27 protein-coding genes are annotated in these 21,823 nt (G+C 61.4%); 16 read left to right on the top strand and 11 right to left on the bottom strand.

Annotation, left to right across the window (positions count from 1 at the left end):
* A partial coding sequence (locus tag KQ303_RS08875; RefSeq protein ID WP_259730017.1) for a hypothetical protein occupies positions 1-1,966 on the top strand: 1,966 nt, incomplete at its 5' end.
* A 1,127-nt stretch (positions 1,967-3,093) separates the two neighbouring features.
* Here KQ303_RS08875 and KQ303_RS08870 read toward each other — a convergent pair.
* Positions 3,094-3,375, bottom strand: coding sequence for a hypothetical protein (locus tag KQ303_RS08870; RefSeq protein ID WP_259730016.1), 282 nt, complete (start codon positions 3,373-3,375; stop codon positions 3,094-3,096).
* Between the two features lie 461 nt (positions 3,376-3,836).
* Between KQ303_RS08870 and KQ303_RS08865 the strand changes: the two genes are divergently transcribed.
* Entirely contained in the window at positions 3,837-4,043 is a 207-nt protein-coding gene (locus KQ303_RS08865; protein ID WP_255140900.1) for a hypothetical protein, read from the top strand.
* A 358-nt stretch (positions 4,044-4,401) separates the two neighbouring features.
* On the opposite strand, the gene KQ303_RS08860 is transcribed toward KQ303_RS08865, so the two are convergent.
* Both KQ303_RS08860 and KQ303_RS08855 read right to left on the bottom strand, forming a co-directional pair.
* The gene (locus tag KQ303_RS08860) at positions 4,402-4,824 is read right to left on the bottom strand and encodes a hypothetical protein (RefSeq protein ID WP_259730015.1); all 423 of its coding nucleotides are present in this window, start codon (positions 4,822-4,824) and stop codon (positions 4,402-4,404) included.
* 31 nt (positions 4,825-4,855) lie between these two features.
* Complete coding sequence (locus tag KQ303_RS08855; RefSeq protein WP_259730014.1) at positions 4,856-5,974, bottom strand: Acg family FMN-binding oxidoreductase; 1,119 nt, start codon at positions 5,972-5,974, stop codon at positions 4,856-4,858.
* Between the two features lie 513 nt (positions 5,975-6,487).
* Between KQ303_RS08855 and KQ303_RS08850 the strand changes: the two genes are divergently transcribed.
* Together KQ303_RS08850 and KQ303_RS08845 are read left to right on the top strand one after the other, a co-directional pair.
* Positions 6,488-8,008 carry an MFS transporter gene (locus KQ303_RS08850; RefSeq protein WP_259730013.1) on the top strand — a complete coding sequence of 507 codons (1,521 nt, stop codon included), beginning with the start codon at positions 6,488-6,490 and terminating at the stop codon, positions 8,006-8,008.
* A gap of 398 nt (positions 8,009-8,406) precedes the next feature.
* Positions 8,407-8,589 carry a metallothionein gene (locus KQ303_RS08845; protein ID WP_259730012.1) on the top strand — a complete coding sequence of 61 codons (183 nt, stop codon included), beginning with the start codon at positions 8,407-8,409 and terminating at the stop codon, positions 8,587-8,589.
* A gap of 14 nt (positions 8,590-8,603) precedes the next feature.
* Here KQ303_RS08845 and KQ303_RS08840 read toward each other — a convergent pair whose 3' ends face one another.
* Entirely contained in the window at positions 8,604-9,440 is an 837-nt protein-coding gene (locus KQ303_RS08840; RefSeq protein WP_259730011.1) for a phosphatase PAP2 family protein, read from the bottom strand.
* A gap of 130 nt (positions 9,441-9,570) precedes the next feature.
* On the opposite strand from KQ303_RS08840, the gene KQ303_RS08835 reads away from it, so the two are divergent.
* A complete protein-coding gene (locus tag KQ303_RS08835) occupies positions 9,571-10,131 on the top strand; it encodes a DUF924 family protein (RefSeq protein ID WP_259730010.1) in 561 nt (186 codons plus the stop codon).
* Between the two features lie 18 nt (positions 10,132-10,149).
* Here KQ303_RS08835 and KQ303_RS08830 read toward each other — a convergent pair whose 3' ends face one another.
* From KQ303_RS08830 to KQ303_RS08820, 3 genes are all read right to left on the bottom strand, one after another.
* Entirely contained in the window at positions 10,150-10,581 is a 432-nt protein-coding gene (locus KQ303_RS08830) for a hypothetical protein (protein WP_259730009.1), read from the bottom strand.
* 243 nt (positions 10,582-10,824) lie between these two features.
* Positions 10,825-11,268 (bottom strand): nuclear transport factor 2 family protein, encoded by a 444-nt coding sequence (locus tag KQ303_RS08825; RefSeq protein WP_094511474.1) that lies wholly within the window; start codon positions 11,266-11,268, stop codon positions 10,825-10,827.
* Between the two features lie 70 nt (positions 11,269-11,338).
* Positions 11,339-11,737: a thiol-disulfide oxidoreductase DCC family protein gene (locus KQ303_RS08820; RefSeq protein ID WP_259730008.1), complete on the bottom strand. Its 399-nt coding sequence runs from the start codon at positions 11,735-11,737 to the stop codon at positions 11,339-11,341.
* 180 nt (positions 11,738-11,917) lie between these two features.
* On the opposite strand from KQ303_RS08820, the gene KQ303_RS08815 reads away from it, so the two are divergent.
* From KQ303_RS08815 to KQ303_RS08800, 4 genes are all read left to right on the top strand, one after another.
* A complete protein-coding gene (locus KQ303_RS08815) occupies positions 11,918-12,166 on the top strand; it encodes a hypothetical protein (protein WP_259730007.1) in 249 nt (82 codons plus the stop codon).
* The gene (locus tag KQ303_RS08810; protein ID WP_259730006.1) at positions 12,094-12,642 is read left to right on the top strand and encodes a MotA/TolQ/ExbB proton channel family protein; all 549 of its coding nucleotides are present in this window, start codon (positions 12,094-12,096) and stop codon (positions 12,640-12,642) included. Before KQ303_RS08815 ends, KQ303_RS08810 begins: the two co-directional genes overlap by 73 nt.
* The gene (locus KQ303_RS08805) at positions 12,620-13,201 is read left to right on the top strand and encodes a hypothetical protein (protein WP_259730005.1); all 582 of its coding nucleotides are present in this window, start codon (positions 12,620-12,622) and stop codon (positions 13,199-13,201) included. Before KQ303_RS08810 ends, KQ303_RS08805 begins: the two co-directional genes overlap by 23 nt.
* A 112-nt stretch (positions 13,202-13,313) precedes the next feature.
* Positions 13,314-13,529, top strand: a complete 216-nt coding sequence (locus KQ303_RS08800) for a hypothetical protein (RefSeq protein ID WP_094511461.1) — start codon at positions 13,314-13,316, stop codon at positions 13,527-13,529.
* A gap of 128 nt (positions 13,530-13,657) precedes the next feature.
* Here the strand turns inward: KQ303_RS08800 and KQ303_RS08795 are convergent, their stop codons facing one another.
* The 4 genes from KQ303_RS08795 to KQ303_RS08780 all read right to left on the bottom strand — a co-directional run bounded on the left by KQ303_RS08795 (position 13,658) and on the right by KQ303_RS08780 (position 16,210).
* A complete protein-coding gene (locus KQ303_RS08795; protein WP_259730004.1) occupies positions 13,658-14,392 on the bottom strand; it encodes a hypothetical protein in 735 nt (244 codons plus the stop codon).
* 121 nt (positions 14,393-14,513) lie between these two features.
* Positions 14,514-14,663 carry a chlorophyll a/b-binding protein gene (locus tag KQ303_RS08790; RefSeq protein ID WP_094511454.1) on the bottom strand — a complete coding sequence of 50 codons (150 nt, stop codon included), beginning with the start codon at positions 14,661-14,663 and terminating at the stop codon, positions 14,514-14,516.
* A 69-nt stretch (positions 14,664-14,732) separates the two neighbouring features.
* Complete coding sequence (locus KQ303_RS08785; RefSeq protein ID WP_259730003.1) at positions 14,733-15,557, bottom strand: peptidoglycan recognition family protein; 825 nt, start codon at positions 15,555-15,557, stop codon at positions 14,733-14,735.
* Positions 15,558-15,841: 284 nt separating this feature from the next.
* Positions 15,842-16,210, bottom strand: a complete 369-nt coding sequence (locus KQ303_RS08780) for an AbrB family transcriptional regulator (RefSeq protein WP_094511449.1) — start codon at positions 16,208-16,210, stop codon at positions 15,842-15,844.
* 129 nt (positions 16,211-16,339) lie between these two features.
* On the opposite strand from KQ303_RS08780, the gene KQ303_RS08775 reads away from it, so the two are divergent.
* The 7 genes from KQ303_RS08775 to KQ303_RS14780 all read left to right on the top strand — a co-directional run bounded on the left by KQ303_RS08775 (position 16,340) and on the right by KQ303_RS14780 (position 21,683).
* The gene (locus KQ303_RS08775; RefSeq protein ID WP_255100344.1) at positions 16,340-16,732 is read left to right on the top strand and encodes a DCC1-like thiol-disulfide oxidoreductase family protein; all 393 of its coding nucleotides are present in this window, start codon (positions 16,340-16,342) and stop codon (positions 16,730-16,732) included.
* Between the two features lie 38 nt (positions 16,733-16,770).
* On the top strand, positions 16,771-17,247 hold the full coding sequence (locus KQ303_RS08770) for a hypothetical protein (protein WP_255140888.1): 477 nt from the start codon (positions 16,771-16,773) through the stop codon (positions 17,245-17,247).
* Between the two features lie 67 nt (positions 17,248-17,314).
* Positions 17,315-18,280, top strand: coding sequence for an ion channel (locus KQ303_RS08765; protein ID WP_259730002.1), 966 nt, complete (start codon positions 17,315-17,317; stop codon positions 18,278-18,280).
* The gene (locus KQ303_RS08760; protein WP_259730001.1) at positions 18,277-18,855 is read left to right on the top strand and encodes a gamma-glutamylcyclotransferase; all 579 of its coding nucleotides are present in this window, start codon (positions 18,277-18,279) and stop codon (positions 18,853-18,855) included. Before KQ303_RS08765 ends, KQ303_RS08760 begins: the two co-directional genes overlap by 4 nt.
* Positions 18,856-19,234: 379 nt before the next feature.
* Entirely contained in the window at positions 19,235-19,780 is a 546-nt protein-coding gene (locus tag KQ303_RS08755; RefSeq protein ID WP_259730000.1) for a hypothetical protein, read from the top strand.
* Positions 19,781-20,093: 313 nt separating this feature from the next.
* Positions 20,094-21,059 (top strand): nucleotidyltransferase, encoded by a 966-nt coding sequence (locus tag KQ303_RS08750; RefSeq protein WP_259729999.1) that lies wholly within the window; start codon positions 20,094-20,096, stop codon positions 21,057-21,059.
* A 3-nt stretch (positions 21,060-21,062) separates the two neighbouring features.
* On the top strand, positions 21,063-21,683 hold the full coding sequence (locus tag KQ303_RS14780; protein ID WP_399233300.1) for a hypothetical protein: 621 nt from the start codon (positions 21,063-21,065) through the stop codon (positions 21,681-21,683).
* Positions 21,684-21,823 lie beyond the last annotated feature (140 nt).

Genomic DNA, 21,823 nt, shown 5'->3' with positions numbered 1-21,823 from the left:
CTTCCAGCTCGCTGTTACCCCCACCGGCGGCGCACTCTCCACTGGCACTGCCACCATCAATGATGACGGCACCGGCAATATCTACCCTGATAACAACACCGGTAATACCGATCCAGGCGCTCTCAAAGATGACGATCGCGGCCCCGCAATCCTCGTTCCCACCAATGATGGCACGGGATTGGAGGTAATCGGAACGGAGGGGGATGAGCTCTGGGTCGACCTCTCAGTCGTTCTAGCGAATGCACTGAAGCAAAACGGGCTTGATCTCGTGCGGATCTCCTCCGACGGCAGCCAATCCAGAGTTGGCTCCATTGGAGCAACTCCGGATTCCGGCTTTCTAGGAGATACCCGTGTAAAGCTTGCCGTTGGTGATCAACTTCAGTTCATCCAAGTCAGGGGTAATCTGCCAGCCAATGATTCTCCCGCTTTGTCTATAAGCAGCGACGGTGAACGTGTCATCGTGCGACTTGACGACAACAGCGACGACAACGACTTTAATGACCTTGTACTCAAGGTAAAAACCTCAACCTTTGACCCCTTCCCTCAAAGTACAAAGCTCGCAAAGTTTCAACAGGCATCCGATCAAGCCTATCTGGATCTCAGCTGGATCTCAGCCAATGGAATCATGCTGAGTATGGATGTAACAACCGAAAGTGACTTTAACAACAGATTCGGCCTAGTGAAGGTTGACACTGACGTCAACGGAACCCCTCTCGGCACGGTAGGTGGCTTGGCCCCATCCGCAGGCGCAGACTTTGATGAAGCAGTTCGCAGGAATCTGCTGAGCTTCAGCTACACGCAATCTGGGAAACAGACAGTTGCTGGGCTTAGCGTAGCGCTGCAAGGCAGCCAAGCCGGGGTGTACGCACCTGTATTGATAACGCCGACAGGAGCGATCTACACCTTTGGTGCATCATCGAGCAGCGATCAGAAACAGCACATTAAAGTGCTTGGGGCCAATAGCTTCGGCTTTGAAGATTTACCAAGTGGCTCTGCGGACTGGGACTTCAATGACGCTGTGATTACCTTCCAGGCCACGAATGCCGAACCGCCCAAGTTAGTGATTTCAAGCGATGGTCAAGGGCTCACAGTGGTGGCTGGCACTGGCCAGGGAACAGGCCTTTGGCTGGACCTCAATGCCGTAATCGCAAACTCAGCGCTACAAAACAGCTTCGATCTTGTGAAGCGTCTTGCCAACGGCCAGGAGACATCGATTGGGAGTGTCGGTGCTACTGCGCAGGCCACCTTCCTGGGCGGCAAGGAGTTGTTCCTGGGCGTGGGTGAAACCCTAAGATTCGTACAGAACAGCAATGACGACAACGAAAACGTCGATCCTGCTCTCCGCATCGAAAAGATCGGCGAACGCTATCGTGTTTCTCTTGACGACAATGGAGATCCTAGCCCTGACTCTGATTTCAACGATCTGATCGTTGATGTCGACAGCACACCATTGGATCCGTTCGAATCGGTGGTCTCGCTGGCAAGTCAGCAGCGTACAAGCTCTGATGGCATCCTCGATCTCACAAATCTACAAGAAGGCAAGTTAACACTGAACCTCTCGATCGTTACAGACTCCGAGAACATCAACACCCTAAGCTTCGTAAAGCTCGATGTAGATCCTGTGACAGGCAAACCACTCAGCCAAGTCGCCGGAGTTTCTGCTAGCGAAGGCGAGGCGTTTAGAACTGCTGTACGCGACAATCTCGTGGACTTCAGCATAGCGGCTGGTGGTCAAGCAAAGAGTCTTGCGACATGGGAAGTTGGAGCATCCGACAGCGGCTATTACGCAGCTGTCGTGGTTTCATTCGAAGGTAATCTCTTTACGTTAGGAGATACCACTGCGGCTGACGGTCGCCAGCACCTCAAGGTGTTTGGCGACAACAGCTTCGGATTCGAAGACCTTCTCAGCTCCGGTGGCGCTGACTGGGATTACAACGATTTGATCGTCACGGTGACGCCGTTCTGAGTTCCTCTTCAGGAACTAGCCCACTAACCACATCCAATGGTGGTTCCTTACTACCAAGCTGTTCATTTCAGCAGCCGAACAAGACGCGGTGCTGATGCATGGCATCACGCAGACCCTCCCCAAAGGGACAGTGCGCCTGCGCTGAAATAGAACAAATTAGCTATCGACTTCAAAAATGATCAACTCGACACAAGTACAGCGAAAAGAATCCGGTTTGGCTGACATTGATCGGTGTAAGCGTCATCATTGGCTCTCGTTAGAGGCCTGCTTCATGCAATGTGGTGACAAGCTCTCTGGCACCAAATGGTAGATCAAGCTCGCTGAGCTCATTTCCAAGGATGAACTGGAGGATGACTACGTGCCAGCTCTGCAAAGACATTGGGTCACCTGCCAAGCTATCTCGAGTGGCACTGGTTGCCAAGCTCATCAAGGCTCGCCTTGTGATCACAAACGAAGGGTTGGCAAAGCAAATCAAGAGAGCTCCGCATCTTCAGTCCTTCATTGGATTGGAAACGTACCAGTGATGATGAGGATACCGTGAAGGTGGTGGTTTTTCATCAGGGCATTGCAGCAGGAATCATACGCCTGCGCCATCACTCAACCAAGCACCACTCTTGAGGAACGCCACCTGCGCACCTGTTGGTATGAACAACAGAGTAATGGATCCCTGCTCAACGCAGCCAAACAAGCTACGTAGAAACTGAATGAGACGATGGGTCCACGAATTCGTGGAGCACTTGATCAGAAGCCACGCACGAATCGCAAGATGTGCTGGTAGCAATGTCTTACTGTGGCTAAACGAAGTGTTCTCGCATCCGCAAGGATCGCAAGGCACTCAAGTGGCAGGCCGGCCATCTGGAGCACATTCTTACGGGCATTGATGCTCTTATCCACTACGGTGGCTGGCCGCTGGCTGCAAGAAGACACTGGTGCCAAAAGCTCTTGGTGAGGAGCAGACTGGGACTCCAGCGGAGAACTCTCTACCACTCAGGTCGCAGAAGCTGCTACGATTGATTCGTGAACCTCATAGATGCTTCTCTCAGGTCAACTGTTCATTGCGAGGCTAGGTTCAATGTCGAACTCGAAGCCCTTGTCTGTATCGAGTCAGCATGTGGTAGATCTCTCTATCAGTCACGGGTGATGGGTTCACCAGTGTGGATCAGTTGAGCCACGCCCCCTCCAGTGAAGGAGCAGGCCTGAAGGATCAAGCGAGAGTCAGTCGCTGCCGTCATGGTCATCAGCCAGAGGTGATCGATGCCGACAGGATTCATCGGACGCGAGCCAACCGTACGCTCTGGCAGCGTCATCGCAATCGCATGGGTAGAGCTCGACTTGATCGGTCCAAGAGTGATCCCAAGTATGTCGAAGAAGAGAAGGGGCAATATCTTGATGATCAGCTTGGGGATCATGCTGTCAGTGACAACGTCGCACAAGGGAGGCAGCGGGATGAATGGGGACTGATTCACAAGCAACTAGCTGCCACAAAACAATCAACAGTGTGATTGTCTGCACTGGTGAGGAACAATGACAAGCAGGTAGGGTGTCTCTCTATCCGCGTTGGCTTCTTGGCGCAGCTGGTGATGTCGATGAAGCCATCAGAAGAGTCGAGTATCGACCCCTGAGCAATCAAACAGCTGCAGCCTGAGGATCGCTCGGAGGTGAGTCAGTCTTCCCCGGTGTGAGACAGGGGAGGGGTCGTTGTTCCTCAACAAACCCAAGACCAACCGCTTGAGGGCTTTCCACTGTAAAAACCAGCGTGTCTAAACAATGGTCAACGCCACTGTTTCCCTATCCCAGCATAAAGTCAGAGACCAAACTTGGTGGCAGCCTGCTGCTTGCAGATTGTCTTGGCATTGCTGATGCTCACACGTTGGTGCACCTGATCAACGACACAGGTGCACGTGTACGTAGCCAGACCGGCGGGCGCTGGCTTGCCCGAAAGGGCAACTTCAGCGTTGACGGCATTGGTGCGGTAGTGCATGATCAGATCATCTTCCATATTCTGCGCATGGGCGCCGCAGGGGAAGCAGGCAAGGGTGCCGCAGCTGATGGCCGCGAGAGCAAGCAACCGGGCTGATGCCATCACTGATCAGATTGGAGGCTGGTGAACGTAGCTTACAGGCATTGACAGATCTGAGCGAAAGCCTGGGCTCGTGGGGTTGATGTGCCGATAACTCACAGTGCCGGAAGACCGGAGGCCCCCACACATTGAGTTCAGCGGGAAGGCTCTGATACAGGGAATCCGTGTATGGAATCCGTGCATGGATTTTGTGTATAGATTCTGTGCATGGGTTCTGTGCATGGAATCAAGGCACACTGTCTGCCGATGCTGCCGGTGTGATTGGGCACTCCTCGCAACTTGTCTGTGCGGCGCTGGGAACCAACGACAAGGCGCGGCATCATCAGGCAATAGGTGGCTGGATGATGGAGAAGGCTCACACACGGGAAGCCGATGGGAGGCGCGCCAGAACAAGCGGCATCACAGCAAACAGCACCAGCATGGCCAGATAGACACCACCAGAAACTGGATCCCGGCTGGCTACATACTCGCCAAGTGTGCGCTCCTGAATGGCAACTGCAAGCAAGACCTCGGCGCCAACCAACAGACCCAGCGCAAGACATCCAGCCCCCAGGCGGATCATGGAACTGGCGGGAAGGCGAAAACGCCAGATGATCAGACGGGCCGACACCACAATGGCCACGAACATGAACGGCATTTCAATGAGTTCCGCCGTCCGTTCACCAAGGCGCGGCACAAGCAGTGTCACACGAATCGCACCCAGCACAAAGCCCACACCGAACACCAATACGAAGTAAGTGATTCCAGCCTTAATGGTTCGAAAGGGGAGACGATCCATCAATCCATCAGTGGTAGCGCAGCCGTGCGAATCAAATCAGGACCTCCTGCAGTGGCCGTCGCAGTGAAGACGGCAGCTTGGGACCTCGGCCGAACCTGACGACAAGATCGGGCCGCCATCCTCCGAGAGCCAGATCATCAGCAAGCTGCGGGCGCAGCGTAGACACCTCAACAGGCTGATTGAGCATCGCAGTGCGAATGCCCAAGGCTGCCGATTGCAGGGCAAAGCGCTCATAGCAACGCCCCACCTCCACCCACTGCTGCGGAGTTGGGGATTCCGAGGCGAAGATCGCGATACCGGCAGAACTGCGCACATGCTTGGCGTACGAGTCGTTTTCGCCTTTCGGTGAAAGCAGCAGGCTGAAAAGCAGGCGTCCCAGCCATGTCGGCACAGACGGATGGCCAGACGATGCAGCGTAGAGTCCATCCCCCGTTCGAACCGCCTCACGGCCGTTGAATCGGATCCACTGCTTTAATTCAGCCACGAAGGCGGCATCATTCAACTGGATCGTGTTGCCTTCAACGACAGACTCCAGGAGCGTCTCCATGGCCTTGCGTTCGGTCAGGACAATCAGCTGAACACCAGCGCCCGTACCGGCCTTCACCAACAGTTCCAGTTCATCGCGAGCAAGGGGTTGGCCGTCATACTCACCACGTGTGCTCTGGCGCTCGGGAATCGCCTGAAACAGTGTTGACGCGACAGGTGTTGTGGGCGTTAAAGCGAAGCGCAAGATAGTGCCCCCTGCCGCATCAAAGCCGGAGTGGCTCATCCACCCATGGGCCAAAGCCGCCTGGCTCAGGTTCTCAGCGGCACAGCCAAGGGAAACGAACAGATGGTGGTTCTCCGGGTCGACAGCAGGGCAGCGTCGTGAAAGATCCGGTTCAAGCGAGATGGCGCCATCGCGGAGGCGGAACTTCCAGCACTGCGTGTTATGGCTGGACGGCGCCAGAGTGGCGTAGCGCACAAGCTCATGCAGCAGAGAAGGCATGTCGCCGGACGCGGCCTTGCTGTGACGCCAGGTGCGATCCACTGAGGCTTCATAGCTGTCAGCACTGGGCTCCGGTGAGCATGAAGAGATGCCGGCACTGGCGGTGGCAGTGCCGGCTGCGGTGGCCAGTGCGGTGACCACAAATTCACGACGGGTCGTCATGATTCAACCTACTGCTCATAAAACCAGACGGTTCAGCTCAGAGTGCAAAAAGAGATCTGAGGCTTAGCCCGTCGCAATGAGAGATTGCTGGGATGACGGTCTACTGGAGCTGCACGGTCACCGCAGGCTTCAGCCGCGCCTGCGCCTAACGGAAGTGAGCAAGCGTGGCAGCCGGCGGATTCCGGTATCGGTCATGGGCCAGGGCAGAAATGGGGATGGGAAATGGGGCGCATGGACCCAGGCGAAGGTGATGGTCAAGCATTCGCCAACGGCACAATCCTTCATCCTGCCAACCCAACGACAAGACAGAAAAGGGCGATGGCTCTCATCACGACGTGCAGGCAGAGGTCCCTGCCAATCCCGTCCACCTGCATGATCGTTCGACCATAGGGTCACGTCGGGCCCTGGCTATCGATCCCTGTGAATGCTTCAGCAGCGGCTCGCTGCCTTCCACGACCAGCACGTTACTTAGAGTCAGGCAACGAAGGCTTCTCTATCAGGGCACACACTGCCATGGTCTCAGTCAACCCAGCTGCCCTCACACAAACAGAGACGCCCCCGCCTAATCCCGATCGCTGGTGGACCCTGGCCGCCGTGGAATGCGGCAACTTCGTTGTTTATATGGATGGGTTCATCGTCACACTCGCCCTGCCGGCGATGGCGCGTGAGTTCGGCGTTGGCCTATCGGTTCTGAAATGGGTGATCGTCGCCTACATGCTTACCGTGACGGTCACCCTGCTGCCGGCCGGCCGCCTGGCCGACATCTGGGGACGCCGCCGCATCGTCGTTATCGGCATGGGCGTCCTCGTCGTGACGTCGGTCCTGTGTGCGCTGGCGCCCACGGTGGAAACCCTGATCGCCTTCCGCGTTCTCCAGGGTGTGGGCGGCGGCCTGGTGCTGGCCAACGTGATGGCCGAGATCACCGCCGTCTTCCCGAAGCAGGAGCGGCGCAAAGCCATGGCCGTCAATGCCTCGATCCTGGCGCTGGCTCAGGTCACGGGGCTGGTGCTCGGCGGCCTGCTGATCGGCCAGTTCGGCTGGCGCTCCCTGTTTCTGGTGATCCTCACTGTGAGCCTGGCCGGACTGATCCTCAGCCTCCGGATCCTCAAGGCCCGCCCCCGCAGCCTGGACCGCACCGCCATGGACTGGACGGGTGCCGTGCTGGCAGTCGTGGCCACCAGTGCTCCCTTCCTGGTGATTGAACAACTCTCCGAGGCTGGACTGAAACCAGCCAGCCTGGCGATCCTGCTGGGCGGCGTGGTGGCATTGGCCCTGTTCGTGCAGGTGGAGCGACGCCTGCCGAGACCGCTGCTGAATCTCGAACTGTTGCGACGGCGTGCCTTCACCTGTGGCTCGGTGGCTGCCGCCTTCTACTTCGTTGCCGCGGTGTCCTGCTATTTCCTGCTGCCGTTGTATGCGCAACTTGTGCTGGGACGCTCGCCCGTGATGGCGGGTGTGCTCATCGTGCCGCTCTCCTTGGTTCTCACGGCCACGAGCCTGACGGTCAGCAGCCAGGGCGATCGGATCGGTGCGCGAACCCTCAGCACAGCAGGAATGCTCTGCATCAGTACAGGCCTGGTCGGATTGTCCTGGCTGGGTCCCGACGCCTCCACCGCCAGCATTGTCTGGCCGCTGATCCTGCTGGGCATGGGCGGCGGGCTCTTCCATCCCCCCAACAACAGCGCCACGCTCAACACGGTTCCTGCCGAGCACCTCAGTGTGGCGAACGGCTTCCTGTCGATGGCTCGGAACTTCGGACAGGCGATCGGGGCGGCGCTGGCGGCATCACTGCTCGCCAGCGGCCTCGGCGCTGCAGGGGCAGAAGCAGCACTGGCGGGGGAGGTGGGTGCGCGGCTTGGCGGATCCCAGCTCGAGGCCTTTCTGGGGGCGCAGCAGTTGGCGTTTCGTTTGGCGGCAGCACTCGGGCTGGTGGGAGCGGCGGTGTCCGTTGGCCGCGGAGCAGAGGTGCCGGTGGTAACGCGCGTGACGGAGAGGCCCATCGCAAGCCGTAGCGATGGGAAGGGGATCCGGTGATGGGGATGCAGAGCGCACTCTCCAACTTCCGCACCACGCCTTCATGGCTGGGCTTGAATCTGTCCTTTCTCTTGTCAGAAAATCCAGCACCCCCTACCAATTGCCAGCGCTGAATAGCAGTTGCAACATCGCAAATCCCGCCAGACAGGTGGCGGCCAGGAGCGGAATGGTATGCAGCACGGTCGGAACATCCTGGTGCTTCGGTTTCGTCATGCTGCGACCGCTTGCGGGCCGCGCAATGGCCAGGTGCGGAGAAGCACAGACACACTCGTCCATGAAGTTGTGTGCCCGGCGCCAGCCTCTGCACGGCGATGGCGCCGCTCCATCCGGTTTCAGAATGAAGCAGCTGGGCGGCAGCGGCAGCAGAGTGGAGGCAGAAACCTGCTCGCGGAAAGGCTATGAATGCCACCCTGGAGAAAGCCACCACCACCCAGTGCGCCTGCCCCGGCTGCCACTGCAACGTGAAGGCCGACACCCCCTTCCGCAACGGCGCCCTGCTGTTCTGCAGCGACGCCTGCGCCAGTGGCCACCCCAACGGTGAACCCTGCCACGCCGGCTGCGGCTGCGAGTGTCACGGCTGAGGCTCGGCGGAGGGCTAGAGCCCCTCGCTATCTGTTGAGGCGTAGGTGAGCACCGGCAGACCGGCGGGCGGGGCCACCAGCAGCCGCTGGCGATCCTGCGCCACCTGCTGCCGGAACACCTGCCACTGGGGAGACGCGATCACCTGTTGGCTGATCGCCTTGGCCAGGCGCTGGCTCGCCAGCACATCACTGGGGTAATGCACGCCGCAGTAGGCACGGACATGGCCCCCCTGGCTGCCCACCAGCAGCAGCCGTTCCCGCCGTTCCGGCACGACATCGGCCAGGAGCAGGGCCGCCGTGGCAAACCAGGTGGCATGGCCACTGGGGAACGACCAACCCGATTCCAGCGGCAGGCAGGGCCTGAGATCCCGGTGGCTCAGAAAGGGGCGCGGCCGGGCAACGGCGTTCTTGAGCTGATTCTTGAGGGTGTCGGCACGGCTGAGGAACGCAGGAAGGCCCTGGTAGAGCGTCGGTGAGGCGTCCTGCAGGTTGGTGCCGATGGCGGCATCAAACACGCTGAGATTGCGGTTGAGGAAGTGCCAGCTGAGTAACACTCCCTCTGCCGTGCGGGTGCGCTGGTTCCAGCGCAGGATCGCCAGATCGTCGCGTTCCGCCTGGCTGGCGGGAGCGGGCGGCTGGCCGATCACGGCACGAAAGCCGGCCGGATCCAGCTGCAGGCCTGCCGCCGGATCGGCGGGCGGGGCGGCGGCTGGAACACCAGCCGTGCGGCCACTCGGCTGGCCCGAAGACTGGGCGACGGACTCGGTGCTGGGCCTGGCCAGGGCATCACCGCTGAACAGCACCAGGCAGGAGGGCAGCAACAGGCTCGACAGACAGAGTCCAAGGCGCATGAGCTTGATCCTCAGCTGCTCGCGGAAACCGACTGTAAAGAGTGGGAATAACGACCTATCACCATCTGAGGGGCCGCAGGATCTGCAGCCCCAGCCGGCCGATCAGGATGCGGGCAACTGCTGAAGGCTGATGGCTGCTGCTGCCGAGGAGCTGGGGGCTGAGGTGCTGGCCTTCTGGTTTGAAGCCGCGTCGCCCAGCCAGTGGTTCCTCAAGGATCCGGCCTTCGACCACCAGGTGCGGGAGCAGTTCATCGGCCTCACCCGCCAGGCGGTGGCCGGGGAGCTGGCGGCCTGGGGCCGGCAGCCGCACACCGGCCTGGCGCTGGTGCTGCTGCTCGATCAGTTTCCCCGCCAGATCTGGCGGGGCTCCGCCATGGCGTTCAGCGGAGATGGTGCGGCCCTGGCGCTCAGCCAGAGCGCGGTGGCGAACGGCTGGGTAGCGGCCGAAACCGACCAGGCCCGGCGGCAGTTCTGGTTGATGCCGCTGATGCATGCGGAAGACCTGGCCGTTCAAGAGGCGGCCGGCCCGTTGTTCGAGCAGTTCACCGATGCGCGCACCGCCGCCTTTGCCCGCCGCCACCTTGAGGTGATCGCCCGTTTCGGCCGCTTCCCGCACCGCAACGACTCCCTCGCGCGGGTTTCCAGCAGCGAAGAACTCGCATTCCTGCAGACCCCCGGCTCAGGGTTCTGAGGCGGCCAGGCCGATGGTTCACGCGGGATTGTTGCCGCTGATCTCTGTACAGGATGGCGAAAGGAACTGATCAGCCTTCTTGCGCTCGGCTTGCAGTTCGAGTTTGCAGCGATACACGAGCGCCTCGTAGCCAGGATCGCGATGGGCCGGGATGTATGGGTTTGTCCCAGAAGGCGCAGGGGCGGCCGCAAGATCAATGCCCGCAGTGCCTGTTTGCGGATTCTCCTGGGGTGGGGTCAGGGGTCCGCAACCCGGGTCGACGGATCCAAAGCCCTGGCCCATGGCTGAAGCTGGGTGCTGGTCCACCGGAATCAGAGAGAACAAAAAATGGCCAGGCAAGGCTGCAATCTGAAGCAGCTTGATATGAGCGCTAGTTTTACTCATTTGTAGATAAGAGTCAAGCACAGAATGAGCCAAGAGCTTCTCACTTCTCTCTAATAGTTCACTCATGCCTGCCTATCAATTTTTCCATCCCTGATCATTCTGCTTTGCCCTCTCGATCACTCACACAGCCAATCCCAAGGCAGCAACTGAAGATCCGCTGAGCACCCATCGTGAGCTGAACGGCTGAGGATCAGGCAGGACCAACGGTCGATGCTGCAGTCGTGCCGCCGCCGCCCAGCACCATCAATGGGCCCCCTCCACAGGCCTGTCTGTGCCGCCTTCCCCTGCTCGCACCGCTCCGGGGCAGCTTCAGCTCACGAAGCGGCGGTACATCCAGCGCACGAAGGGGCCGATCACGGGCACCGGGGCGAAGGTGGGGCCCACGAAGTCGAAGTAGTCGCGGTGGTCGACGATCCTGCCCGCCTCATCGAGCAGCAGGCGGGTGGTGCCGGGATAGACGAACTCCACACCCTTGATGCGCAGACCCATCACCCACTCCACGAAGGCGGTCCGGTCGCTGACGACCACCGCTTCGGAGCGCAGCATCACGTCGTCGCAGCGCTTCATCAGCCCCTCCTGGGCGGCGAGGTAAGCATCGATGCCGGTGGCCTCCTGCGTGGGATCACTGAAGTGCACGTTCTCGGCATACACGGCACGCCACTGCTCCGGCGTGGGGGCCGGCTGTCCATAGGGCTTGGTGAACAGGGCCTGCAGCGAGGCGGCGGTAAGGGGCGGGACGGCGGGATCAGTCATGGGGCAACGGGTTGGGGGTACGGGCTGAGGCAGAGCATCGCAGCGCTGAGCGGGCGGCCCGGCGCGGAGATCAGTGGGCGGCCCGGCGGGCGCAGAGGGTGTCAAGGTCGGGACGGCCGGTGAGGCGCAGCCGCCAAGCGGCCCAAAGCCGGTAGATGGCGTCGACGGCCGGGCCCAGCAGAGGCCAGGTGGTGGGGGCATAAATCCAGCCCAGACCCACCTGCCGGTAGGCCTCGCGGAACACCGCCACATCGCGCAGCACCGTGCCATCGGAGCTGAGGCCATGGATGCGGCCCATCGCGTCGCGGTAACTGATGCCGGCATAGGCAGCGGGGTCGTAGCCGGGGGCGTCGATATCGACGAACGCCAGCCGGCCCCGGCCGGCATCGCGGCGGCGCAGTACCGCCACCTCGCGCAGGCAGAGCGGGCAGGCTCCGTCGTACAGAAGCGTGAGAGCGGTGGCCGTCATCGACTGAGGCTAAGAAAATCGGTGCAGGGGCCGGGGGCGAGACCTTGCGTTGGGGCCCGTGCGCGGCAGCCTGCCGCTGCCAACCACCAGGGGAGTCCGCCCTAACGTCGAAGCCGGCACCAGCGCCCGCCACCATTCGCCGTCGCCCCCGCCGCTGCCTCGGAGTCCCATGGCCCGCCGATGATCGACACGCCCGGGCCGGCCGCCAGCGACTTCGAGGATCTCGCGCCTGCCCTGCTGGATCTGCCGCCGCGGCGCTGGATCCGCAGCCCCGCCCTGCTCTCGATCGTGGTGGGGGTGATCCTGACCCTGGCCCTGGTATTCGCCGCCACCCCCTACCGCGGGAGCGGCGCCAGGTGGGCCGCGACTGGGTGCCCCGCGGGCTGGTGGATCTGCGCCCGGCCGATTCCGATGTGCGCACGATGTTGATCCTGCTGGGCCAGCGCCGCAGCCTGATCGCCAATCGCCTCTGCCGGCTGCTGCGCTGCTTCCAGGATTCCCGCTCCCGCGGGGCCACCCGCGAGCTGCATCAGGACGACATCGCCCTCACCCAGGCCGACATCGAAGACGGCTACGGCGTGACCCGCACGATGATCTGGGTGTTACCGATGCTCGGATTCCTCGGCACGGTGCTGGGCATCTCGATCTCGATCGGTGGTTTTTCCGGTCTGCTGGCCAATGTGGAGGATCTCGACAAGGTGAAGTCGAGCCTCACGGCGGTGACCGGCGGGCTCTCCACCGCCTTCGACACCACCTTGCTGGGCATCATCACGGCAGTGCTGTGCATGGTGCTGATGAGCATCAGCGAAAGGAGCGAAAACCAGCTGGCCGGTGAAATCGAAACAGCCCTCAACGACGGATTCTTCCCCCGCCTGAGCCGTGATGAGACCAGCCCGGCGCCGTAGGCACGCGTCGATCGATCTGATCGGCTTCCTCGACATCCTCAGCGCCGTGATGGTGATCGTGCTGCTGGTGATCTCCGTGCTGGCGCTCTCGCTCGGGGTGGACCGCGGCCGCACGGCCCGGGGCGATCCCCGCAGCAAGCCCACCGCGAAACCGGCGGCGGCAGCAGCGAAACCGATCGCGGATCCGTGGATGAAGGTGCCCACCGCCGCGTCGTCCCCGCTGGTGGCGCTCAACAGCGCCGATGGGCTGCGCCCCCTGGGGCTGGGTGGTGAAGGCCTGCTGCAGCGCTATTTCTTCGTGACAGCGGAGCAGGGCCAGCTGGTGCTGGATCCCCGGCCCGCCTCGGTGATGAGCGCCGGTGCCTTCCGCGACTGGATCCGCACCTACAGCACCAGCCGCCATCACATCGTGGCGGTGGTGAGCCCGGATGGCGCCGAGCGCTACCGGGAGGTGAGGGAGGCGGCGCGGGCGGCCGGGTTCCGCTCCGGCTGGCTGGAGCATCTGGGCGGCCCACTGCGTGTGGGCGAGGGCGGCCGGAAGGGCGAAAGCGTGCAGTGAGGCCAGAGGGCGAAGGCGTCCAGCGGCCAGAAGGGCTGGCTTGCACAGCAAGGCCTGAATGGAGCCACGCTTAACAGAACGTCACACTAGAGTGGATAAAAGGATGTACCCCATGGACGCACTGTTTGCCTTCTTCTATTTCGCCTGTTTCGCGGCCATCGCTGGCGGTGCCTTTGCGTTGATGCGCCAGAACCTCCGCCAGACCGACTGGCGCGCCGCTCCCTCAGCCCCCCGCCCCCATCCCGAAGCCCCGGAACCAGGCGATTCGGTGATGTACGTCGACCTCAGCCGCGAACGGCTCGAGAGCCTCTACAACCAGGCCAGCTGAACGTGCCAGCTGAGCGGGGCCGCAACCGCGCCATCGAGAGGATCGAAGCTGAAACCATCAACCGGCTCCGGCCGGTTTTTTGATGGCGCACATGACCATGCAGTGAGCTCAACACTGCAGGGCCTGGATCAGCCCTGATACGTGGTGATCGTGGAGGTCACCTGCAGAGGTTGTTCGGCCTGGCTGTCCACCTGAAAGGCCATCCAGGTGGTGTCGACGGAGCGCTGGCGCTCGATCAGCGGGAAATCCACGCGGCGCCGCTCGTAGGTGAGGCCAACGCAGCGCAGGCATTCCTCATCGGCCATCAACGACCACAGCACCTTGATGCCGGCGCGGTCGTAGGCGAAGGGGGTGTCGCTGAAGCGCAGCTCGGGGGTGAATCCGGGCAGGCAGCGCACCTGTTCATTGGTGGCACAGGAAAGGTAACGGCCGTCGTCGGTGGGAAAGAACCAGCAGGTTTCGTTGGCCGCTGCGGCGAGCGGGAAACTGTCGAGCAGCCGCAGCTGGCGGGGTTCCGCCTGCGGCGAGGCGTTTTCACTCTCGAGGTCGTAGACGCTGAGCCAGAGACGCTCGGCCGCGAAGCGAGGAATGGTGGCGTTGCAGAGCAACCGCCGGGCCGGCGAGCTTTCGGCGGAAGCGTCTGGCAACGCTTCGAACGGATCGTCGCCGGCGGCGTTGGCCCGGCCGGCGCTCACCAGTTCATCGAGGGAGCCGTCCCAGCCGGGGGGGCAGCGAAAAATCCTGAGGGACTGGGCCTCCGTGATCGCCTCGTGCTGCTGGGCCAGCAGCTCTGACCACTGGGGCGGCCCGCTGGAGGCGCCGGTGGCGCTGCCGTGAAGAACGAAGCAGAGGGCGTGGGCCATGGCAGAGAGAAGGGGGCGAGGGCGACCGGATCAGGCAGGGCTCAGCTCCCAATAGCAAAGCCCACGGCAGGTGGACCGCCCGAAGCGATCGACCTGCCGTGGGCAGTGGCTGGGCCTGGGTTCAGCCGAGGCCGATCTGGGAGAGGATGCCTTGGCCGGTGAGCAGCTCGGTGCCGAGGCCGATCACGAAGCCGAGCATCGCCAGACGGCCATTCCAGGTTTCGGCGAAGGCAACGAAACCGAAGCGGGAAGGGGTGGTGCTGTTGGTCATGGGGTGGGTAGCGAGGTGCTTCGCAAAGCGTAACAGAAATCTTTGAACTTCGTTACGAAGCCGCCGCCATCAGTAGGTGGCCCGCTCGGTGTCGTAGGCGGTGAAGCCACAGGCCTTGGCGGCCAGGCGGTAGTGGGCCATGAACTGGTCCCAGCGGAAGCTGCGCGGGTCGTAGCGGGAGTGGCTGCGATCGACGGCGGCGTGGGTGGTGAGGCGGCTGAGCGGGATGCCGAAACGCGCCTGCCACAGCAGCACCTGGGCGGCGGCGGAGCGGTACTGGGCGTCGGTGTAGCCGGAGTGGCCGGGGGTGTCGCCACGGCCGTCGGCGGGTGACACCAGGGCGAGGTGCAGCGCCACGTTGTTGACCGAGCCCACTGAGGTGGGCCGGATCCGCACCGTGAAATCCCCGAAGGCCGACATGCCGGCGCCGTAGGCGCGGTTGGCATCGGGAACGATGCGCAGCCGATCGCCGGCGGGGTTGATCACCAGGTGGTAGCTGACCTGGTCGTTGTCGTTGGGGTGCGGGGTGCGGAACAGGGCCAGGGTCTGCGCTTCATCGATCACGGTTTCGTGCAGCACGATCAGGGCGGGCCCGGCCGGCACCGCACGACCGAAGGCATCAGCGAGCTGGCGTTCGCCGAAGTTGGTGGGATCGGCGGGCTGGTTGCGTTCCGGCGCCAGGCCGAGGGCGGCGGCGCAGCGGGCCAGCTCAGGCTCGGAGCGCCGCGGCAGGCCCGGATCCGCGAGGGTCTGCACCTCCCAGCTGGGGCGGGGGCCATCGGATCGGGGCGCCTTGGGCCCTTGCCCCTGGCAGCCGCTGAGCAGGGCCGCTGCGGCCAGAGCCGCCAGCCAGGGTGCGCGGGTGGAGGAGAACCGAACGCGTGGATGTTCCATGGCGGCCATCCTCAGAGCTCGCCGGCCAAGGAACACACCAGCGTGTCGATGCTGCAGCACCAGAAGCTGAACTCAGACCTGGACAACGGAAATGCCGCCCGAGACATTTCAGGCATGAACGCCAGAAATGAATCGAACGGCAGGGGTGGCAGCAAACCGGTGCAGATCTAGACGCAGGAAAAACGCGCGGCTAGAAGCAACGCATAGTCCAGCGCCAGAACCAGATCCGCAAGGAGCGACAGGGGCGACGACGGAATCAGGGGCGTTGTGCCACCCCCTGAAGCTCATTCGTCGGCTTCTTCGCCACCCACGGGCACGAGGCGGATCTGCTTCTTGCCGAGCTTGATTTCGAACTCATCGCCGGGCTGCAGACCGAGGATGGCGGTGTAGGCCTTGCCGATCAGCAGGTTGCCATTGAACTGGACCTTGGTGACGTAGCTGAGCTTGCGCCCGCCCTGACCAACGCCATTGCTGCTGGCGGAACCGAGGCTGACGCCCTTGGCTTCCAGCAGGGCTTCGTAGAAGGCCGTGAAGTTGAGACGCTCGCTGCCGTCCTTTTTGGTGCTGACGTACCCAGCGGCACGCACAAGCTCGGATTTACCGACATCACCAAGCTCCTTGACTTTCGCCAGGAGATCAGATCCGGTGAGCATGGGGTTGTTGTGTAAGACAAGGTCAATATAGCCACACGAGGCAATCGCTTGCCAGAGGGTTCCTTTCAGCCAGCCAAATCCGACCGCTCTCCCCTGCTTCCTAAGATCGGACCTGTTGGAAGTTGCCCAGTGAGCGCCGATCCCCACACTCCAGCGTTGCAGTTGGTGTATGACGGCGGCTGCCCTTTCTGCCGCCATTTCGCCAGCACAAGTGAGCTGCGCGGAGGAGTGCCCCGGCTCACGATCATTGACGGCCGCGCCGATGCGGAGCTGCGACATGCACTCCAGCAACAGGGATTCAACCTGGCAACCGGTGCCGTGTTGATGGAGGGAGAGCGGATCTGGCACGGCGCTGACGCAGTGGCAAAACTGTGCAGTGAACTGGAGCCCAGTGACGGCTTGTTAAGGCTGTTGCAGGTGATCTTCGGCAACCCGGATCGCACCCGTCTGCTCTATCCCGCGCTGCTGCTCGCTCGCCGCCTGGCGCTAGCTGCCAAGGGGCTGCCGGTGGATCCCGGCTGAAGGGCCGAAAGCGGCAGATGGCTTACGCTGCAGGGCAAGTGGCCGGAACGCTCTTGAGCTATCTGCGCGAGATCATGGGGCGGCTCAAAGAACGGGCCGAGGCTGATCGCCGCAGCCAGGCGGCACCGGCTGAGCCCCTGGCGGCTGGTTCCACAGGCGGCAAGGTACCGGCGCTGAGTGGGGCCGTCGAGCAACACATCGCCAGCTACCGCCAGCATCTGAACGCCTGCAGCGACGCCATGCTGCTGTATGAATGGGCCTGGATCGACGACCATCTCTCCAGCCTGCGGCTGTCGTCTGGGCATGAACCGATGCGCCAGGCGTTGGGCGGCAGCACAGCGGTGGATCAGTTGCTGCAGGAAACCAACGCCTTTCGCCAGGCGCTACGCGAGGTGATGCAGGCGCGTGACCTGGAGCCCAGCAACCGCACGGCGCCGATCGAACCGATGGAGCATGCCTGGGAACTCAGTCATCCTGTGATACGGGAGGCCTGGGGGATCGAACCCCACAGCTGAGGCCTGAAAGTTGCCCGCTGGCGGGCTACAGCTGGCGCCCTCCTGCCGCACGCCATCGCACCGCACCATGGCCCGCTCTCGCCCACGCTCCCGTCCCCAAGCCAGGCCCCGGCGGCTGAAACCGATCCACCTGCAGCGGGAAGGGGGGGTGTACCGCACCGACGAGATCGATCAGATCTTCTCGTTATGGCGTGAGCCCTACCGGCTGATGCTGTCGTGCCCATGGTGGGGCTTCCTGCTGCTGATCGCGGCCGGGTATCTGGCGATCAATCTGCTGTTCGCCGGCCTGTATCTGCTGGATCCGGCCGGCATCGGCGGCGTGCCGGAAGGGTCGGTGGCCGGCTTCAGCGAGGCCTTTTTCTTCAGCGTGCAGACGCTCGGAACGATCGGTTATGGGGTGCTGCACCCCCGCTCGCTGACGGTGCATCTGCTGGTGACCTTGCAGGCGCTGGTGAGCCTGATCTTCACGGCGGTGACCACCGGGCTGGTGTTCGCCCGCTTTTCACGCAGCAAGGCGGAGATCCTGTTCAGCGAGATCGCCACGGTGCAGCCGTGGAACGGGGTGCCGTGCCTCACCTTCCGCATGGCGAACGTGCACCACAACAGCCTGGTGGAGGGGCACCTGAACGTGTTCCTGGGCATGGACGAGTACAGCACGGAGGGGCAGCGCATGCGCCGCGTGCATACGCTCAAGCTGGTGCGCAACCATGCCTTTCACTTCCGGCTGATGTGGACGGTGATGCACCTGATCGATGAGCACAGCCCGCTGGCGGGGCTGGAGATCGAGGAGCTGAAGGCCCGCCATGGCGAAATCCTGGTGTCGTTCCACGGCATCGACGAAACGGTGCGCAGCCCGGTGTTCGCGCGCATGTCTTATCCCGCGTCGCAGCTGCGGCCCGATGAGACCTTCGAAGACATCGTGCTCGACCAGGGCGACGGCGACCGCACGCTCGACTTCAGCCGCTTCAACCTCACCCGCCAGCGGCCGCCCGCCACGCCACCCACCGATCCCACCCCCGCACCAGCCCCATGAGCGCCGCCGGCCCCACCCATCTGGTGTTCGTGTACGGCACGCTCAAGCGGGGCCAGGCCAACCACCACTGGCTGGTGGGGTCCGAAGCCCTGGGCCACACCCGCCTGCAGGGAATGGCAATGCACAACCTGGGCCCCTACCCGATGGCCGTGCCGGTGCCCGCACCTGCGCCCGACTCAGCCACTACTCCCCCGCCGCTGCTGCACGGCGAGCTCTACCGCGTGGACGCCGCCGGCCTGGCGCGGCTCGATCTACTGGAAGACGTGCCTAATGAATACCAACGGCTGCGCCGCCCGTTGGTGGACGGCCAGGAGGTGTGGGTGTACGCCGGCGAACCCGAGCAGGCCGCCCACTTACCGCCGGTGCCCTTCGGCGATTGGGGCACCACGCCGGTGTTCTTTCCGCGTGAAGGCGAAGGCGCCTGCCCCAAAGAAGTGCTCGCTCAGCGCGATGACGGGCAGTGGGGGGTGGTGGTGCACCTGGGGCCAGAGGAGTTGGAGGGGGTAGGGGAAGCGTTGGTGGTGACGGGGGTGTTTGGGGAGAAGTTTCTGGTGGTGGGTGGAGTGGGGGATTGAGGATGGTGTATCAAAGGTTGCGCGCAGTTCTCGCGTGCAGGCTGGGGCGGAGTTGTGACTCTCGGGTGTGGCCTGTACAGGGCTAGGGAGTGAATCTGAATGCGCCTATCGCCAATGCATTCAGGGCACGGGAAAAGGTTGAGTGATGGCCATTGAGTAGCGAAGCGCACATGTGGTTAGCGGATCCGCATAAGATGGAAAGTGCCAGGCGGGCATTTCGCAAGCCTCTTGTCATCACAGGGCTTTGGCGATATAGGCGCAGATGATCGGGGTGATTATACGGTCAAGACTGCTGCCATCAGGGTGGTTACAGGAACCGTCCAATCAGCGTTCGGCAGTAGCCACCATTCGGAAGGGCTCTCAATCTAAAGTATTAGAAATGAAAGTCGATGAAGTTTCTCAAAACCCGAGCTCAACCATGTCATCAAGTGATGCCCCAGGCACGAATCCTCATGGACCAACCCTCGAAGAGCTACAGCGGCCAATAATCGCCCAAGGCGTTGAAGTGAGAAATGAAGCCTTCGATCTCCTGGCTAAATCAATGAATCTGAAGGCAAATTGCATCAGTCCATGGTTTCACGTAAAATTGCATCGACTTCAAAGATCTTTTCTGCTCCTGAATCAGCGCTACATTGACCTTGATGCTAAAGCAACAGAGTTTCTTGCTCGTGCCGCCATGATTGACAAGGTTCTGCTGCCGTCAGGAGAAGTCAAAAGTCCCGACTTGGGCCATTGGATTCAGTTCGCAGTCTTGTCAAGGAATGTCGAGAGCATGCGTGATTATAATCGGAATACAATCTATCAGGCAGGCACAGTTCTGAGTGTTCTTCAGCAGCAGTCTTACAATCAGACCATCTTGCTGACCGCATTCGCCTCCATTCTCCTCGCGGCAATCGGTGTTATCGTATCTGCAAATAAGTCATAGATTTCCCGTTTCCGACCATTGCCTTTGGCGAGGATACTCGCATATCAGAAAGCTCGCAATGCAGGCATGCTTCGGTGAATATAGGCTTAATACCACCGGGTGTTGTCTGGCATTTCTTCGGACTCGGGTGCTGCCAGTCGTGCAAGTAGCTCTATCAGGTTCTGATCTATCCCAGGCTCTGCCGAACAAGCCCCTCGAGTCGACAAGCCTCCTGCGATTTTATGCTTGCGCTCTAAACTCATTGCCTGCCACTCAGGGGCAGCGTTAGGTGGCTAAGAACACTGCCTTAGCGCAAAGTGTCAGGTACATATGCTTGTGTCGTAAGGCCACAAGCGAAGATGCGCCGGCTGGCGTCTATCTCAAAGCCCGCGTTCGAGAACTTGCTATGGCGAACTTAGAGCAAACGCTTTCTGGCTGGACCGGCCCGTCCAGCAATAGCGAGCAAGAGAAGCAGGACCGCACGGAGAGGATGATCCGCGAAGCAATCGCTGAGCATTCGGCACTCAGTGGTGTCAGATTGCGCGTGTTCGCCAAAGGGTCATACGCGAACAATACGAATGTCCGCACGGACAGCGATGTGGATATCGCTGTGCAATGTACTGAAGCGGAGTACTGGGAAGAGGCGCAGCCGGGTCTTCGACCATCCAATACCGGCGGCGTCTATGGGGGCAAATGGACGCCCAGCCTCCTCAGGTCTGAGCTCACAGCGGCACTCATTGCAAAGTTTGGCACGGCTGCCGTGGATACTTCGAACTCGACCGCAATCTTCGTGAAGTCCAGCAGTGCTCGCGTCGACGCTGACGTCGTCCCGTGCTTCAGCTTTCGACGCTACATGCCTGGCGGTGACGACCGTCTAGGTACCATGATCTTCAAGCAGTCGGGTGAGAGAATCATCAATTATCCCGATCAGCAACTCAAAGAGGGCCGCGCGAAGAACACAAGCACCGGAAACGCATACAAGAAGAGCGTGCGCATCCTAAAGCGCTTGGAAAACGTGCTCGTTGCTGAGAGTCGGTACAAGGAACTGGCTTCATACTTCGTCGAGTGTCTCGCATACAATTGTCCCGAGCCGGCGTTTGCTCATTCGACTTGGACTGAGACGGTAAAAGCAATGCTCATCGCGATCTGGAACAACACGCAGGGCGATGAACCTGCCGACGAATCATTGCGGTGGCTGGAGGTGAACAGGTGCTTCTTCTTGTTTCATCCGAAGCAAAAATGGACACGAGCGGACGCGCAAGGATTCGCGCAAGCCGCCTGGACGTACCTGAGGTTCTGATCCGTGACACAAAAAGCGCTCATCCAAGTCGCCACCACAACAGTCGTCCTTGTCTTTGCGATCGGCATCATCCTCAGCGGCGACCAGGTGAAATCAAGCTGGTTGGGCTACTACTCCTACGCCGTAACTGCAGCCACCATCGTTCTATCTCTGTGGAACAAGTGGATCTGGCGATGGGAGTGGGTTCAGAAGCTGCCGCACGTTCCTCGTTCGATCCGAGGGACGTGGCGTGGCACCTTAGAGTCGGCATGGAAAGACCCAACGACGGGTCAGTCGCCCCCGCCTAAGCCAGTATTCCTCGTCATTCGGCAGTCGGCAACAACCGTATCTGCTGTGTTGTTCACGGACGAGTCTTCATCGCGGTCGACTATGGCCAGCCTGACAGAGGACGGATTTGGAACTAGTCTCACATACATCTATCTGAATCGACCCCAAGTCAGGGTAGAGCATCGAAGTCGGATGCACAATGGCTCTGCATTCCTTGAAGTCAGCGGCCGGCCCGCCAACAGGCTCCGCGGCCGCTACTGGACAGACCGTGACACTCGCGGTGCGTTCAATTTCGATCAGCGGCGCGCCGAAATCGCAGAGGATTTTGAGGAAGCTACGCGCATCTTTCAGTCTTGAGATCCTTGCCCAAGCGCCACTAGCACAACCGTGTCTCCTTAAATCGTAGTCTGCGCATTCCGCCGTCATACGCTTCGGAGCATACTCGTCGCCACCTAACATCATCATTCACCCGACCCGGCCCAGAGGCTGGGATTAAC

This window comes from Synechococcus sp. CS-1333 (genome assembly GCF_025128015.1).
Taxonomy (GTDB): Bacteria; Cyanobacteriota; Cyanobacteriia; order PCC-6307; family Cyanobiaceae; genus MW101C3.
Note: the sequence above shows the minus strand (reverse complement) of the source record. Positions and strands in the feature narration are given on the sequence as shown.